This is a genomic window from Rhodococcus sp. WS1 (genome assembly GCF_003797745.1).
GTDB lineage: Bacteria > Actinomycetota > Actinomycetes > Mycobacteriales > Mycobacteriaceae > Rhodococcus_F > Rhodococcus_F erythropolis.
On the sequence record NZ_RKLZ01000003.1, the window covers coordinates 539,801 to 556,919 of the forward strand.

General features: G+C 61.9%; 1 protein-coding gene (only partly in view). It reads left to right on the top strand.

Translation table 11 applies throughout. The features are described from left to right. On the top strand, positions 1 to 17,108 hold the 3' portion of the coding sequence (locus EEB12_RS27575; protein ID WP_141488869.1) for a non-ribosomal peptide synthetase. 14,728 nt of this gene lie to the left of the window's left edge; 17,108 of the gene's 31,836 nt are visible here — the last part of the coding sequence; the start codon falls outside the window, past its left edge; its stop codon occupies positions 17,106 to 17,108. The last annotated feature ends 11 nt before the right edge of the window (positions 17,109 to 17,119 follow it).

The window sequence follows — 17,119 nt, forward strand, 5'->3', positions numbered from 1 at the left end:
CATTGCGAACCCAGGTGAACACGGCAGCACCGTTCACGGACCTGCTGAACCACACCCTCGATCAGGATCTCGCCGCCTTCGCGCACGCGGACCTACCGTTCGAGCGGCTCGTCGAGATCATCGATCCGGTCAGATCGACAGCCCGCCATCCGTTGTTCCAGGTGGCACTATCCTTCCAGAACCTCACGCCGACAATGTTCGAGCTACCCGGACTGCAGATCGCGGCAGTTGGCGCCCCAGTCGAGACGGCGAAGTTCGACCTGCACTTGACCGTCACCCCTGGGGACTCGGGGTCGATGTCGGCGTCGTTCACCTATGCAACGGATCTGTTCGACCAATCCACAGTGGCGACATTCGCCAACCGTCTGCTTCGCGTTCTCGATTCGATCGGTCGAAACCCGGACCTCCCGGTAGGCGACGTCGCTCTGCTCGGCGACGAAGAGATCGCGGCCACCGTCAACACGTGGAACAACACCGACACTGTCGTTCCAGAGACGACCCTCGCGGATCTGTTCGACGCCCAGGTGCGCAGAACACCGCGCGCCGAAGCGCTGGTTCTCGGTGACCGTCGCCTGACCTACACCGAGTTCGACGCCGAAAGCAACCGCCTGGCACGGTATTTGATCGGAATCGGGATCGGCCCGGAAGTGACTGTCGCGCTCAATCTGCGGCGCTCCGTCGAACTGGTCGTTGCCATGTACGCGGTGGTGAAGGCAGGCGGGGCCTACGTTCCGCTCGACCCGGATCAGCCGGCAGAACGCACGGCTCACATCCTCGAATCTGCAGCGCCCGCAGTTGTTCTGAGCACTTCCCGCGATTCGCTCGACGGGCAGTTCCACGTCGTGGACATCGAAACTCTCGATCTGGACGGAAACGACGCAGCACCGATTCGGGACACCGAACGCCTCGCCTGCCTGCGACCGGACAACATCGCATACGCGATCTATACCTCGGGATCCACCGGAAAGCCCAAGGGCGTGGCGATTTCCCATCGAGCGATCACGAACCAACTCTTGTGGAAGCAGGATCAATTCCCGCTCGGCGCGCACGACCGCGTACTCGTCAAAACTGCATCTACCTTCGACCTGTCCGTTTGGGAATACTGGTGGGCGTTGCAAACCGGCGCCTGCATGATTCTCGCCGAGTCAGGGGCACAGCAGGACGGCGAGTACCTCACGCTGCTGATCGAGCGTGAGCACGTCACGACACTGCATGCCGTCCCCTCGATGTTGTCGCTGCTCAGTGTGTCCGAGCGCCGACTGCCGAATTCGCTCACCAGGATTCTGTGCATCGGCGAGACTCTCCCGATACAGACAGCCGAGCACATGCGAGAGCAGAGTTCGGCGCAGGTCTACAACCTGTACGGACCCACGGAAGCAGCGGTCAGCGTCACAGCGCACCGAACGAGCGATGCAGACGTTGCCGTAGTGCCGATCGGAACCCCCGCCTGGAACACGCGCCTGCATGTACTCGACGAGCGGCTTCACCCGGTTCCGGTCGGTGTCGCAGGTGAGCTCTATCTCGCTGGAGTTCAGCTGGCGCGCGGGTACATCGGGGATGCGGGGCAGAACTCGAGCCGTTTCGTCGCCGACCCGAATGGAACGGGAGAGCGTCTCTATCGAACCGGCGATCTGGTTCGGTGGAATGCCGCGGGCAGCCTCGAATACCTCGAGCGTGCAGATTTCCAGGTCAAGGTCCGAGGTTTCCGCATCGAACTCGGCGAGATCGAAACAGCGTTGCGCGCCGAACGACCGATCCGCGATGCGGTGGTCACGGTCACGACGTCGGCCACCGGTGAGCAAAACCTGGTCGGCTACGTCACCGCGGCAGCTGGCTCGGACATCGAGAGCTCAGCGATTCTGGCACGACTGCGCGCCACCCTGCCCGGCTACATGGTTCCGACAACGCTGATGACGCTCGACTCCCTGCCGCTGGGGAGTACAGGCAAGGTAGATCGACATGCGCTACCGGAGCCAGTCTTCGAGGCACGTGGTTTCCGTGCACCGACGACACCGGCCGAACTGTCGGTGGCGACCGCTTTTGCCGAGGTTCTCGGCAGCGGAAGCACGGGGGAGGTGGGCATCGACGACGACTTCTTCGAACGCGGCGGCAATTCGCTCAGTGCAACTCGGGTGCTCGGGCGGATCAACGCCGCGGCGGGCACGGACTTGCCCGTGCGTGTGGTCTTCGAGTCGCCCACTGTCGCAGAGTTGGCTGCAGTGGTGGAAACTGCCGAGCTTTCGCGGCGGCCCGCGCTGGGTTCGCAGCCGAGGCCGGCGAGGATTCCGCTCTCCGCTGCGCAGACTCGTATGTGGTTCCTCAATCGCTTCGATCCCGATTCGTCGGCATACAACATCCCGGTGGTTCTGCGATTCACAGGTCCATTGGATGTCGAGGCGTTGCGCGCCAGTGTCGCCGACGTGATCGCTCGCCACGAGGTCCTGAGAACCGTGTACCCGGAGTACGACGGAACGGGTTACCAGGAGGTCGTCGAGGAACCTCGTGCTCTCGACATTCTCGACATTGTCACGGTGCAGGAGGATTCGCTCCACAGCGTGCTGGCCGATGTTCTCGGCGTGACGTTCGACGTCACGTCCGAGATCCCCGTTCGAGCCTCGCTGTTGCAGGTTGACGAGTTTGAGTACGTCCTGGCGATGACGGTGCATCACATTGCGGGTGACGGTTTCTCGATGGGTCCGTTGACGCGTGATGTGATGGTGGCGTACGAGGCGCGGTCCCGAGGTATGGAGCCGTTGTGGGCGCCGCTCGAGGTGCAGTACGCGGATTACGCGCTGTGGCAGCTCGAGACGTTGGGTTCGGAAGAATCGTCGACCTCACTCGTCACACGACAGTTGGACTTCTGGCGGAACGCTCTCGAGGGAGCGCCCGCCGTCCTCGAACTCCCGTTGGATCGGCCCCGCCCGGCTGAGGCCTCCGGACGAGGATCGCTTCTGAGCGTGCATCTCGAACCTGCTCTGCAACAGGCAATTTCCGAACTGGCACGACGGCATCGCGCTACGCCGTTCATGGTGTTGCATGCTGCTCTGGCCGTCGTACTGTCACGGTTCAGCGGCAGTTACGACTTTGCCGTCGGGACGCCGACCGCCGGGCGCGGCGAACGCGTGCTCGACGATCTCGTCGGTATGTTCGTGGGGACCGTCGTGTTGCGCACCAGAGTCGATCCAGGTGAGGAGTTCACCGACCTGCTGTCCCGAGTCCGCGACGTCGATCTTCAGGCTTTTGCGCACGGCGACGTTCCGTTCGAGCGTCTGGTCGAGGTACTCGATCCCGTTCGTTCGCAGTCCTATTCACCGCTCTTCCAGGTCAGCCTCGCACTACAGAACCATCTCGATTCACGGTTGACTCTCAACGGGTTGCACATCGAGAGCATCGAACCTGCGGTGGTGAGCACTCAGTTCGACCTCGATTTTGTTGCGGCCGAACAATTCGACAACGACGGCCTACCGGCAGGGCTTGTCGTTCAGTTGACCTACGCCACTGATCTGTTCGAGGAATCCACCGCCTCACGCCTGATGTACGCCTTCGAATCGGTCTTGACTACTGCTGTCGCAGAACCGGATCGGCGAGTCGAGATGTTCGAGGTGGAGTCTGTGGTGGAGCGTGGGTTGGTGTTGGGGGGTGTGAATGAGACGGATCGTTGTGTTGACGGTGTGACGTTGGCGGATTTGGTGGCGGCTTCGGTTGAGGTGTCGTCGGGTCGTGTGGCTGTGGTGTTCGGTGATGTGGTGTTGTCGTATGCCGAGTTCGGTGTGCGGGTGAATCGGTTGGCGCGGTGGTTGATCGGGCGTGGTGTGGGGCCGGATGTTTTGGTGGGTCTTGCGGTGGAGCGTTCGGTGGAGATGATCGTGGCGATGCATGCGGTTGTTGCTGCGGGTGGTGCGTATGTGCCGATTGATCCGGAGTTGCCGGTGGAGCGGATCGGGTTTGTGGTTGATTCGGCTGCGCCGCAGCTTGTGTTGACTGTTTCTGCGTTTGTGGGTGTGTTGCCTGTGGGTGTGGATGTTGTTGTTCTCGATGGTCTTGATGTGGGTGGGTTTTCGGGTGGTCGGGTTTCTGATGGTGATCGGGTTGCGCCGTTGCGGTCGGGTAATGCGGCGTATGTGATGTTCACGTCGGGTTCGACGGGTCGGCCGAAGGGGGTGTCGGTCAGTCATGGGGCGATTGTCAATCAGTTGGCGTGGTTGGCGGGGGAGTACGGGGTGGGTGCTGATGATCGGGTGATGGCGCGTGCGCCGTTCACGTTCGATGTGTCGGTGTGGGAGTCGTTTTTGCCGTTGACGGTGGGTGCGCGGTTGGTGGTGACGCGGCCGGGTGGGCATCGTGAGTTGGATTATCTTGCGGGTGTGATGGTCGAGCATGCGATTTCGGTGGCGGAGTTCGTTCCGTCGGTGCTTGCGGCGTTGGTGGCTGATGGTTTTGGTGGTGCGTTGGGTTCGTTGCGGCATTTGTTTGCCGGTGGTGAGGAGTTGTCGCCGGAGCTTGCGGTGGCGTTGGGTTCGTTGACGTCGGCTGCGGTGCATAACACGTACGGTCCGACGGAGGCGGCGATTACGACGACGGCGCATCGGATTGTGGGTTCGGTGTCGGGGGTGGTGCCGATCGGGACGCCGGTGTGGAATACGCGTGGGTATGTGTTGGATTCGCGGTTGCGTCCGGTGCCGGTGGGTGTTGCGGGTGAGTTGTATCTCGATGGTGCGCAGTTGGCTCGTGGTTATCATCGGCGTCCGGATTTGACGTCGGATCGGTTTGTGGCGAATCCGTTTGTGGTGGGTGCTCGGATGTATCGCACGGGTGATCGTGTGTTGTGGAGTGCTGCTGGGTCTTTGGTGTATTTGGGTCGGTCGGATTTCCAGGTGAAGATTCGTGGGGTGCGGATCGAGCTCGGTGAGATCGAGTCGGCGTTGGGTGCGTTGCCGGGTGTTTCGGGTGCTGTGGTGGTGGTGCATGGGGGGAGTCGTCTGGTCGGGTATGTGACGGCTGGGTCCTCGGTCGATGCGGAAGTTTCGGTGGATTCGGTGGGGGCGCGGGCTGCGGTGGGGTTGGTGCTTCCGTCGTACATGGTTCCGGATGTGGTGGTTGTTGTTGACGAGTTCCCGTTGTCGAGTGCGGGGAAGTTGGATCGGAAGGCGTTGCCGGAGCCTGTTTTCGGTGTGCGGGTGTTTCGGGCGCCTGGTTCTGCTTCGGAGTTGGTGGTGGCTGCTGCTTTTGCGGTGGTTTTGGGGTGTGAGTCGCGGGTTGGTGTCGATGATGATTTCTTCGAGTTGGGTGGTAATTCGCTCAATGCGACCAGACTTGTCAGCCGCATCAACGCAGACCGAGGCACTGACATACCGCTGCGGGCCATCTTCGACTCGCCGACGGTAGCCGAACTTGCTGCGGTTCTCGACGCCTCATCATCCTCGAGTAGGCCGGCCCTGACAGCCCGGGTACGCCCGTCGGCGATCCCGTTGTCACCGGCTCAGTCCCGGATGTGGTTCCTCAACCGGTTCGAACCTGAGTCGTCGGCATACAACATGCCAGTGGTCCTTCGCCTCTCCGGCGCCCTCGACGAATCGGCGCTTGCTGCGGCAGTGGGTGATCTGGTGCTGCGCCACGAAGTTCTCCGGACGGTCTACCCTGAAGTGGACGGCATCGGTTTCCAGAGAATTCTCTCGCCGGATGACGCGGCCGTGGACCTGACGATCGAGTATGTGTCCGAAAGTGCTCTCCTCGTACGAGTTTCCGAAGTCCTCGGCGCAACTTTCGACGTCACGTCCGAAATTCCCATGCGAGCTCATCTGTTCCAGCTCGACGAGTTCGAGTACGTCCTGGCGATGACGGTGCATCACATTGCGGGTGACGGTTTCTCGATGGGTCCGCTGACGCGTGATGTGATGGTGGCGTACGAGGCGCGGTCCCGAGGTATGGAGCCGTTGTGGGCGCCGCTCGAGGTGCAGTACGCGGATTACGCGCTGTGGCAGCTCGAGACGTTGGGTTCGGAAGAATCGTCGACCTCACTCGTCACACGACAGTTGGACTTCTGGCGCAGCGCTCTCGACGCAATACCGTCGGTGATCGATCTGCCGCTGGACCGACCTCGTCCCGTGGAAGCCTCCGGCCGTGGAGCCATGTTCTCGGCCCATCTGAGCCCCGAGGTGAACGCGCAACTGGAGAAGGTCGCGCGTGACAACGGCGCTACGCCGTTCATGGTGTTGCATGCCGCGCTCGCTGTTGTGCTTTCGCGCTACAGCGGTGAATACGACGTAGTTGTGGGAACTCCTGTTGCGGGCCGAGGAGAACGTGCACTCGACGATCTGGTCGGCATGTTCGTCAACACCCTCGCACTACGTTCCGTGGTGTCGCCCGGCGCTCGGTTCGCGGAATTGCTCGAATCGGTTCGAGAATTCGACCTCCAGGCGTTCGCGAACGCCGACGTTCCGTTCGAGCGCCTGGTCGAAATACTCGATCCGGTTCGTTCGCAGTCGTACTCGCCCATTTTCCAGGTCAGTTTGACCCTGCAGAACATCGCATTGACCGAACTCGAGTTCGACGGCATACGTATCGCCGAAGTCGACAACGTCGTGACCACTACACAGTTCGACCTGGACTTCGTGTTCAACGAAGCACTCACCGCCGACGGGTCTCGCGGGGGTCTGGACCTACATCTGACCTATGCCACCGATCTCTTCGACGAGGCAACCGCAGCGCGATTGGTCGATGCATACGTCGCAGTGGTGAGCGCTGCAGTGGCGGACACGTCCACCATCGTCGAGATGTTCGAGGTGGAGTCTGTGGTGGAGCGTGGGTTGGTGTTGGGGGGTGTGAATGAGACGGATCGTTGTGTTGACGGTGTGACGTTGGCGGATTTGGTGGCGGCTTCGGTTGAGGTGTCGTCGGGTCGTGTGGCTGTGGTGTTCGGTGATGTGGTGTTGTCGTATGCCGAGTTCGGTGTGCGGGTGAATCGGTTGGCGCGGTGGTTGATCGGGCGTGGTGTGGGGCCGGATGTTTTGGTGGGTCTTGCGGTGGAGCGTTCGGTGGAGATGATCGTGGCGATGCATGCGGTTGTTGCTGCGGGTGGTGCGTATGTGCCGATTGATCCGGAGTTGCCGGTGGAGCGGATCGGGTTTGTGGTTGATTCGGCTGCGCCGCAGCTTGTGTTGACTGTTTCTGCGTTTGTGGGTGTGTTGCCTGTGGGTGTGGATGTTGTTGTTCTCGATGGTCTTGATGTGGGTGGGTTTTCGGGTGGTCGGGTTTCTGATGGTGATCGGGTTGCGCCGTTGCGGTCGGGTAATGCGGCGTATGTGATGTTCACGTCGGGTTCGACGGGTCGGCCGAAGGGGGTGTCGGTCAGTCATGGGGCGATTGTCAATCAGTTGGCGTGGTTGGCGGGGGAGTACGGGGTGGGTGCTGATGATCGGGTGATGGCGCGTGCGCCGTTCACGTTCGATGTGTCGGTGTGGGAGTCGTTTTTGCCGTTGACGGTGGGTGCGCGGTTGGTGGTGACGCGGCCGGGTGGGCATCGTGAGTTGGATTATCTTGCGGGTGTGATGGTCGAGCATGCGATTTCGGTGGCGGAGTTCGTTCCGTCGGTGCTTGCGGCGTTGGTGGCTGATGGTTTTGGTGGTGCGTTGGGTTCGTTGCGGCATTTGTTTGCCGGTGGTGAGGAGTTGTCGCCGGAGCTTGCGGTGGCGTTGGGTTCGTTGACGTCGGCTGCGGTGCATAACACGTACGGTCCGACGGAGGCGGCGATTACGACGACGGCGCATCGGATTGTGGGTTCGGTGTCGGGGGTGGTGCCGATCGGGACGCCGGTGTGGAATACGCGTGGGTATGTGTTGGATTCGCGGTTGCGTCCGGTGCCGGTGGGTGTTGCGGGTGAGTTGTATCTCGATGGTGCGCAGTTGGCTCGTGGTTATCATCGGCGTCCGGATTTGACGTCGGATCGGTTTGTGGCGAATCCGTTTGTGGTGGGTGCTCGGATGTATCGCACGGGTGATCGTGTGTTGTGGAGTGCTGCTGGGTCTTTGGTGTATTTGGGTCGGTCGGATTTCCAGGTGAAGATTCGTGGGGTGCGGATCGAGCTCGGTGAGATCGAGTCGGCGTTGGGTGCGTTGCCGGGTGTTTCGGGTGCTGTGGTGGTGGTGCATGGGGGGAGTCGTCTGGTCGGGTATGTGACGGCTGGGTCCTCGGTCGATGCGGAAGTTTCGGTGGATTCGGTGGGGGCGCGGGCTGCGGTGGGGTTGGTGCTTCCGTCGTACATGGTTCCGGATGTGGTGGTTGTTGTTGACGAGTTCCCGTTGTCGAGTGCGGGGAAGTTGGATCGGAAGGCGTTGCCGGAGCCTGTTTTCGGTGTGCGGGTGTTTCGGGCGCCTGGTTCTGCTTCGGAGTTGGTGGTGGCTGCTGCTTTTGCGGTGGTTTTGGGGTGTGAGTCGCGGGTTGGTGTCGATGATGATTTCTTCGAGTTGGGTGGTAATTCGCTCAATGCGACCAGACTTGTCAGCCGCATCAACCAACACGCCGGTACCGCGTTGCCGCTTCGCACGTTGTTCGATCACCCCTCTGTGGCGGAACTTGCTGTAGCACTGGACAATGCAGAGCGTGCCGACAGGCCTGCCCTCGAGATCCAGACTCGTCCGGAGCAGATCCCGCTTTCACTTGCACAGAATCGGATGTGGTTCCTCAATCAGTACGATGTCGAATCTGCGGCATACAACATCCCGTTGGCCATCCGACTCGCCGGCACCGTTGACGTTCCGGCGCTTCGCGGCGCCTTCGGTGATGTTCTGACGCGCCATGAGTCGCTGCGAACAGTGTTCCCCGACAACGGTGACGGCCCCGTCCAGGTGATCCTGACACCCGAGGACGTCGAGTTCGATCTGAGCCCGATCGACGTCGACCGTGGCGACCTCGACACTCGCATACTCGAGGTCATGTCCGAAGGTTTCGACGTCACTGCTTCCGTGCCGATTCGCGTGAAGTTGTACCGCGTCGAGGAATTCGAGCATGTACTGGTGATGTCGGTGCATCACATCAGTGCGGACGGCGTGTCCATGACGCCGTTGGCTCGCGACGTCATGATCGCCTACTCGGCACGGTTGACCGGCCAGGCCCCCTTCTGGGCGCCGCTGGAGATCCAGTATGCCGACTTTGCGCTGTGGCAGCGGGTGCTCCTCGGTGACGAGGCTGACCCGAAGAGCATCACATCGACTCAGATCGATTACTGGAAATCAACATTGAACGGGATTCCGGAACTGCTCGAGCTTCCGGCCGATCGACCGCGACCGGCGGTGGCCACCCAGAACGGTGCGATGGTTCGCTTCGACATCGCGTCCGAGATCATGGATCGCGTTCGTGAGATCGCCGATCACCACAACGCAAGTGTGTTCATGGTGATTCACGCCGCGTATGCGGCACTGTTGGCGAGAGTGTCGGCGAGCACCGACATCGTCGTCGGCACGCCTGTGTCCGGACGAGGCGAAGCGGCGCTCGAGGATCTCATCGGAATGTTCGTCGGCACGGTCGTCCTGCGAACGGATGCCGACCCCGCACTGACGTTCGCGCAGTTGGTCGACCAGGTGCGTGACCGAGATCTGAGTGCGTTCGGCAACGTCGATGTGCCTTTCGAGAGACTGGTGGACGCTCTGCAACCTGTTCGCTCACAGGCTCACACACCGCTGTTCCAAGTCACGTTTGCCTACGAATATATCGAAGACGCCACGTTCGAGCTTCCTGATCTGCGGGTGTCCGCCGTCGAATTCGACGTCACTCCAGCTCAATTCGATCTTGCCTTGACGTTGTTCGAGACCACGGAATCTACCAGCGGCGCAGACACCGAGTCGGTAGCGGTGAGTGGCTCGCTGACCTACGCGACAGATTTGTTCGACCGTTCCACGGCTGCGTCGTTCGCCGACCGATTCGTCACGATGCTCGAGCAGCTGACGCGGGATCCCGCGAGAGTAATCGGGGATATCGACGTTCTGAATCGGGACGAGCAGAACCTACTGGTGCCGGTGCGAGGACTTACGGCGGCGCATCCCGCGACTCTGTCCGAGCTGATATTTGCTGCGGTCTCGTCGAATCCAACGGGGATCGCCTTCCTGTGGAATGGCCGCGCCGTCACCTATACCGAGGCCGACGAACTCTCGACCCGCCTCGCTCACGTCCTGCTGCGACGCGACATCACACCGGAAACATTTGTTGCGCTGGCTCTTCCACGATCGCTCGAATCCGTCCTCGCAGTCTGGGCGGTTGCCAAGACGGGTGCCGCATATCTGCCGGTCGACCCGAGCTATCCGGCCGATCGCATCGACCACATTCTCGAAGATTCTCGAGCGAGGTTGGGTGTGACGATCGCCGAGCAGCGTCAGTTCCTGCCCGACGACGTCGAATGGTTGGTCCTCGAGGACATCGCCGAAGAACTGGCGGCAGCCCCGGCGAGCGCGAGCTGGCCGCTGGCGCGGATCGACAATCCGGCGTACATGATCTACACGTCGGGTTCGACGGGCAAGCCCAAGGGCGTGGTTGTCACTCATTCCGGTCTCGCCAACTTGGCGGCCGAACGGCGTGAGCACTACCAGATCACGTCCGACGCCCGGTTCCTGCACACCGCGTCACCCAGCTTCGACATGGCTGTCGGCGAAATGATCTCCGCGCTCTCTGCTGCAGCAACATTGGTGATCGTTCCGGTGACCACGATCGGTGGTGACGACTTGGCCGAGTTGTTGGACTCGCAACGAGTCACTCACGCTCTGATCACCCCGGCCGTTCTGAGCACGATCGCCCCCCACGACCACGAACATCTTCGCGTTCTCGGTGTGGGCGGTGAAGCGGTATCCGCTGAACTTGTCGATCGTTGGCAGCCAGGGCGAACGATGCTCAACGGCTACGGACCGACCGAGGCGACCGACATCTCCACAGTTGCAGACCTCGAAGCGGGACAACCTGTCACGGTCGGTAAACCTGTGCGCGGATTCCGGACCCTGATCCTGGACACTCGACTGCGACCGGTGCCGATCGGTACGCCTGGTGAACTGTACGTGGCGGGGCCCGCTTTGGCTCGCGGTTACCACAACCAACACATTCTCACCGCAACACGATTCATCGCCGATCCCCACGGTGATCCTGGACAGCGCATGTACCGGACCGGTGACATCGCTGCCTGGACGGCGGATCTCACCATCGAGTACCGCGGACGGATCGACAGTCAGGTCAAGATCCGAGGTCAACGCATCGAACTCGGTGAAATCGAGACGGTAGCAACACAATGCGACGAGATCGCGCAATCCGTGGTGCTTGTCGTCGAGACTGCACTGGGCAAGCGGCTGGCGGCATACCTGGTGCCGCAAGCTGGGCGCGTGATCGATACCGAGTCCGTAAGGCGCTATCTGGAGTCCGCGCTGCCACGACCGATGGTGCCCGACGCGTATGTCGTGCTGGACGCTCTACCGGTGACCGTGAACGGAAAGCTCGACCGCAAGGCTCTTCCCGCTCCGACGTTCTCCGCGTCGAAGCTGCGCTATCGAGCACCCGCGTCCGAGACGGAAGAGATCCTCGCTTCGCTGTTCGCAGATCTGCTCGGTGTCGAGGCGGTGAGCGTCGACGATTCGTTCTTCGGGCTCGGCGGCGACAGCATCGCATCCATCCAACTGGTCTCCCGAGCGAAGGCTCGTGGTCTCGTGATGACCCCACGAGACGTCTTCGAACAGAAGACTGTTGCCGCGCTGGCACAGGTCGTTTTGCGATCTGACGCGCCGGCGCAGATGGTACTTGCCGAACTGCCGGGCAACGGTGTCGGAGAGTTGCCGCTGACGCCGGTGATGCGCATGGTGCTCGGCAGCACCGATCACTTCGATCGCTACTCACAGTCGATCGCACTGGATCTGCCAGTCGGCGTCGATCAGGCGGGGATCGTCGCCACGGTGGCCGCCGTCGTCGATCACCACGACATGCTTCGGTCGACCTTGCACAGCAAAACTTTGCACGTGGCCGAGCCCGGAAGCGTGGACGTGGCCGCACGTGTGCGGAAGGTCGACTTCGATCCCGCTGCCGTCGACAGCGCGGAAAGCTTGACCGAATTGGCACGATCCCAAGTGGAACTGGCTCGACGAGAACTTGATCCGCGCGGCGGTGTGATGTTCGCGTGCGTCTGGCTCGCGCCGGTGGGTGACGCGGAAAAGGTGACCGGGCGACTGCTCGTCGTGATGCACCATCTGGTCGTCGACGGAGTGTCGTGGCGAATCCTGGTGCCGGACTTCATGACCGCGTGGGCACAGATCTCCAATGGTGCGCCGGCGCAGCTGGCACCTGTCGGCACGTCGATGCGTCGCTGGGCACATGCGCTGCAGGACAGTGCAGTTGGGGCGACGGCAGACCTGCCGACGTGGCGGGCAATCGTCGACGGCGAGGACCCGGATCTGGGATCGGCGCGCTTCGACCCCTCGCTCGATCTGGTCGCAACTGTCCGCGACATCGAGGTGCGCGTCGACGCGTCGACGACTCAGGCACTGCTGACCGAGCTTCCGGCCGCGTTCCGTGGCGGCGTGAACGACGGTTTGCTGACAGCTCTGGCGCTTGCAGTCACTCGGTGGCGTCGCGAACGAGGCGTGCACACCACATCGACGCTCATCCAGATGGAAGGTCACGGGCGAGAAGAGCAGACTGCACCCGGTGCTGACCTCTCGCGTACCGTCGGTTGGTTCACCAGCGTCTATCCCGTGCGCCTCGAACTCGGTGCGCTCGACATCGACGACGCCATGCGCGGCGGCGTCGCGGCGGGTCGGGCCGTCAAGTCGGTCAAGGAACAACTGCTCGCCGTGCCCGGTCGTGGCATCGGCTACGGGGTCCTCCGATATCTGACCGACAGTGACATGTCCGGCAGTGACATGACCGGCAGCGACCCGGGTACACCACTGCCGGAAGGCATGCCGCAAATCAGTTTCAACTACCTCGGTCGCGTGTCTGCCGGCAACGTCCCGGAGGAGTTCGCCGATTTGGGGTGGACTCCGTCCGTGGATGTCGGTGACATCGAAGGCCCCGGAAACCCCGACATGCCTGCCGCCGCAGTTCTCGACATCAACGCGATAGTCACAGATATTTCGGGTGATGCCGAGTTGTCCGCGACGTTCTCCTACGCCGGACGCCTCCTGACCGAAGCGGACGTCCGAGGCTTGGCGGAGTACTGGGCGAGCGCGCTGCGGAGCCTGGTCTCCCACGTCGGCAGAGGCGCTGGGGGAGGCCTGACGCCTTCCGACGTTCCGTTGGTGACGGTCTCTCAAGAGGACATCGATGCCTGGGAAGACCGGTATCCGCTGGTCAGTGACATTTGGCCACTGTCGCCGTTGCAGCACGGACTTGCCTTCCACTCTTTGCTCGCCGGCAACACTGCCGACGTTTATCAGACCCAGATGGTTCTGGAGCTGACAGGAACTGTCGATCCGATACGAATGAACCGGGCCGTGACTGCTCTGCTGAACCGTCACGACAACCTACGGACCGCCTATGTCGCCGATCTGTCCGGCGAACTCGCGCAAATCGTTCTCGGTGAGGTCGATGTCCCGTGGCGTGTGGTCGACCTCGGTGCCGAGCCTGCGAGTGAGCGCGAAGCTGTCTACGAGCGAACCCTCGCGCGCGATCGATCCGAGCGTTTCGATTTGGCAACACCGCCATTGCTTCGGTTCACGCTCATCACACGAGATCCCGGTCGACACGCGCTTGCAGTGACACTGCACCACATTCTTCTCGACGGGTGGTCGATGCCGCTTCTGATGAAGGACCTGATGGTTCTGTACGCAACGCACGGCGACGAGTCGGTGCTTCCCCGCGCAGCGTCCTATCGTAATTACCTGTCCTGGTTGAATTCTCGGGACGCTGCGGAATCCGAGTTGGCGTGGGCCGAGGCGCTGTCCGGGCTCGAGCAGCCGACCCTGCTCGCCGGGGAAGGGTCTGCTGGTTCGAGTGCCGGCACCGTCGAGTCGGTTGTGACTCAGGTGGAGCCCGAACTCGCCGAGCAGCTCGGTGCCTTCAGCGCCGACAACGGCGTCACATTGAACACCATGATGCAGGCCGGTTGGGGAATCCTGCTGGCGCGCCAGCTGGGTCGAACGGATGTCGTGTTCGGTGCAACCGTGTCGGGTCGTCCTCCCGAGCTCGATCATGTCGAGTCGATGGTCGGCCTGTTCATCAACACGCTGCCCGTCCGGGTCACGATCGACCCAGCGGAGTCGTTGCGTTCCTTGCTCTCACGGCTGCAGGCAGAACAGGCGGCGCTTCTCGAGCACCACCAACTCGGACTGACGGAGATCGTCAAGAGCGTCGGAAATGTCGCTGACTTCGACACGTTGACCGTCTTCGAGTCGTACCCCGTCGATACGGAAGGTATCGCTGCAAGGAGCTCGATCGACGGCATGACGGTTACTGCGATCACCGGTGACGATGCGACCCACTATCCGTTGACACTTACCGTTGTCGCTGATGACGGCATCTCATTCACGCTCAAGTATCAGCAGGATGTCTTCGATGCGCCGACGATCGAGGTTCTGCGCGAGAGGATGCTTCGGATCCTGCGTGCATTCGTGGAGTTGCCGGACACCGCTGCCGGAAACCTGGATGTTCTGGGGCCCGACGAGCGTCGCCTGCTTGTCCCGGTATCGGGCCTGCCGGCTGCGCCCAGCGCAACCCTGGCTGATCTCATCGCTTCCGCCGTCACACAGAACCCCGACGGAATCGCGATCTGGGCCGACGGGCGTGCGTGGACATACCGTGAAGCGGACGCCTGGTCGAACCGCCTTGCGTCCATCCTGCTCGATCACGGAGTCGGTCCGGAAACCTTTGTAGCCGTGGCACTCCGGCGATCGGCAGCGTCCGTGATGTCGGTGTGGGCAGTGACGAAGACCGGCGCCGCCTACTTGCCCGTCGATCCTGACTATCCGGTTGAGCGGATCGAACACATGATCACAGACTCCGGTGCTGTCATCGGCATCAGCCGAGGTGGGAATCAACTTCCCGATTCGGTGCGCTGGCTCGATCTGGACGCACTCGAAACCGCGATCCAAGAGCTACCCGAGTCGAGTATCGCGGGAGCGGCTCGCATCGACAATCCGGCATACATGATCTACACGTCCGGATCCACGGGCAAACCGAAGGGCGTCGTGGTCACGCATGGTGGTCTCGCGAATCTTGCCGCCGAGCGTCGTGAGCACTATCGCGTCGACTCGCACTCACGATTCCTGCACAACACCTCGCCGAGCTTCGACATGTCGGTGGGTGAAATGATGTCGGCGCTCTCCGCGGCGGCGACTCTGGTCGTCACACCGCCTACCATCCTGGGCGGAGAAGAGTTGTCTCGGTTCATGATCGGACGTCGGGTCACTCACGCACTGATCACTCCGGCGATGTTGACGTCGATGGAACCGGAAGGGCTCGAAGAGCTTCGGGTTCTCGGTGTGGGCGGGGAAGCGGTATCTGCCGAACTGGTGAACCGTTGGCAGCGTGGTCGAACCATGCTCAACGGGTACGGGCCTACCGAGGCAACCGACATCTCCACCGTCGGTGATCTCGTCGCGGGCAAACCAGTCACGATCGGATCACCCGTGCGTGGATTCGACACTCTGATCCTCGACTCGCGACTGCTCCCGGTGCCGATCGGGACGCCGGGCGAACTGTACGTGTCCGGGCCGGCTCTCGCCCGGGGATACCATGACCAGTCTGTGCTCACGGCAACCCGATTTGTTGCCAACCCGCACGGCCGGCCGGGTGATCGTCTGTATCGCACGGGCGACATTGCCGCCTGGACACCCGAACTCACCATCGAGTACCGGGGCAGGACCGACACTCAGGTCAAAATTCGTGGTCATCGCATCGAACTCGGGGAGATCGACTCGGCCCTGCACGCACACCCGGACGTGGATGTGGCCATGACCCGCGGCAAGAGGACACCGTCCGGGGACACCGCGTTGGTCGCGTACGTCGTGCCGACGCCGGGGACTGCGCCGGAGGTGAATCAGGTCGTCGCCTTTGTCTCCGAGTTCTTGCCACGTCACATGATCCCTAGCGCTGTCGTCTTCATCGACAAGGTGCCGACGACACCGACAGGAAAGGTCGACGAGAAGGCATTGCCGACCCCTGATTTTGCGTCGAAGATCGTGTATCGGGAGCCGAGCACGCCTACGGAAATCGCTGTGGCCACTGCCTTCTCGGAGGTCCTCGAGATCGCTGACGTCGGCGCCGACGACAACTTCTTCGAACTCGGTGGGAACTCACTGTCGGCGATGCGAGTAGTGACCAAACTGCGGATGTCGCTTGCTCGCGAGATCCCATTGCAGTGGTTGATGACCGAGCCGACTCCGGCGTCGATTGCGATTCGTGTCGACTCCGGACAAGAATCTTCCGGCGCGCTGGACGTCGTGTTCCCGATTCGGACGACCGGTGATCGGCCGCCTGTGTTCTTCGTCCATCCGATCGTCGGCCTGGCCTGGAGCTATGCCGGCTTGGCGCCGTACATCGATTCGGCGACTCCGATGTACGGGATCCAAACTCCAGCAGTCTCGTCCGCGGATCCGCTGCCGGAGTCCATCGAGTTCACCGCCGCCAGGTACCTCGAGGAAGTTCGAAAAATCCAGCCTGAAGGTCCGTATCACTTTGCCGGTTGGTCGCTCGGTGGCGTGATCGCACACTCGATGGCGGTGCTATTGCAGGCAGCGGGCGAGTCGGTCGATTCGTTGGTGATGCTGGACAGCTTCGCCCATGCCGCTGAAGACGGTGAAGGTTCGGACGCTGACGACGACGCGGACATGGGACTCGAGTTCGCGCACGCCATGGGCGAGTTGACTTCGGAAGATGTCGGCAGGCTTGTCTTCGCGGCCCGGCACAACGACACGTTGATGCAGGCTCACCAGCCGGGGATCTTCGATGGCGACGTGCTGTACTTCACTGCAGCGCTGGATGATCCATGGCTGAACCGTGGAGTCGATTCATGGCGTGCGTATGTCAGCGGGGATATCGTGAATCACCCCGTCGAGTGCACTCACTGGGACATCACCTCGCCCGCCGCTCTCGAGACCGTTGGTCCGTTGATGTCGCACAACTTGGAGAGGATTCGTCGGATGTCCTGAGTCGGGCGGGC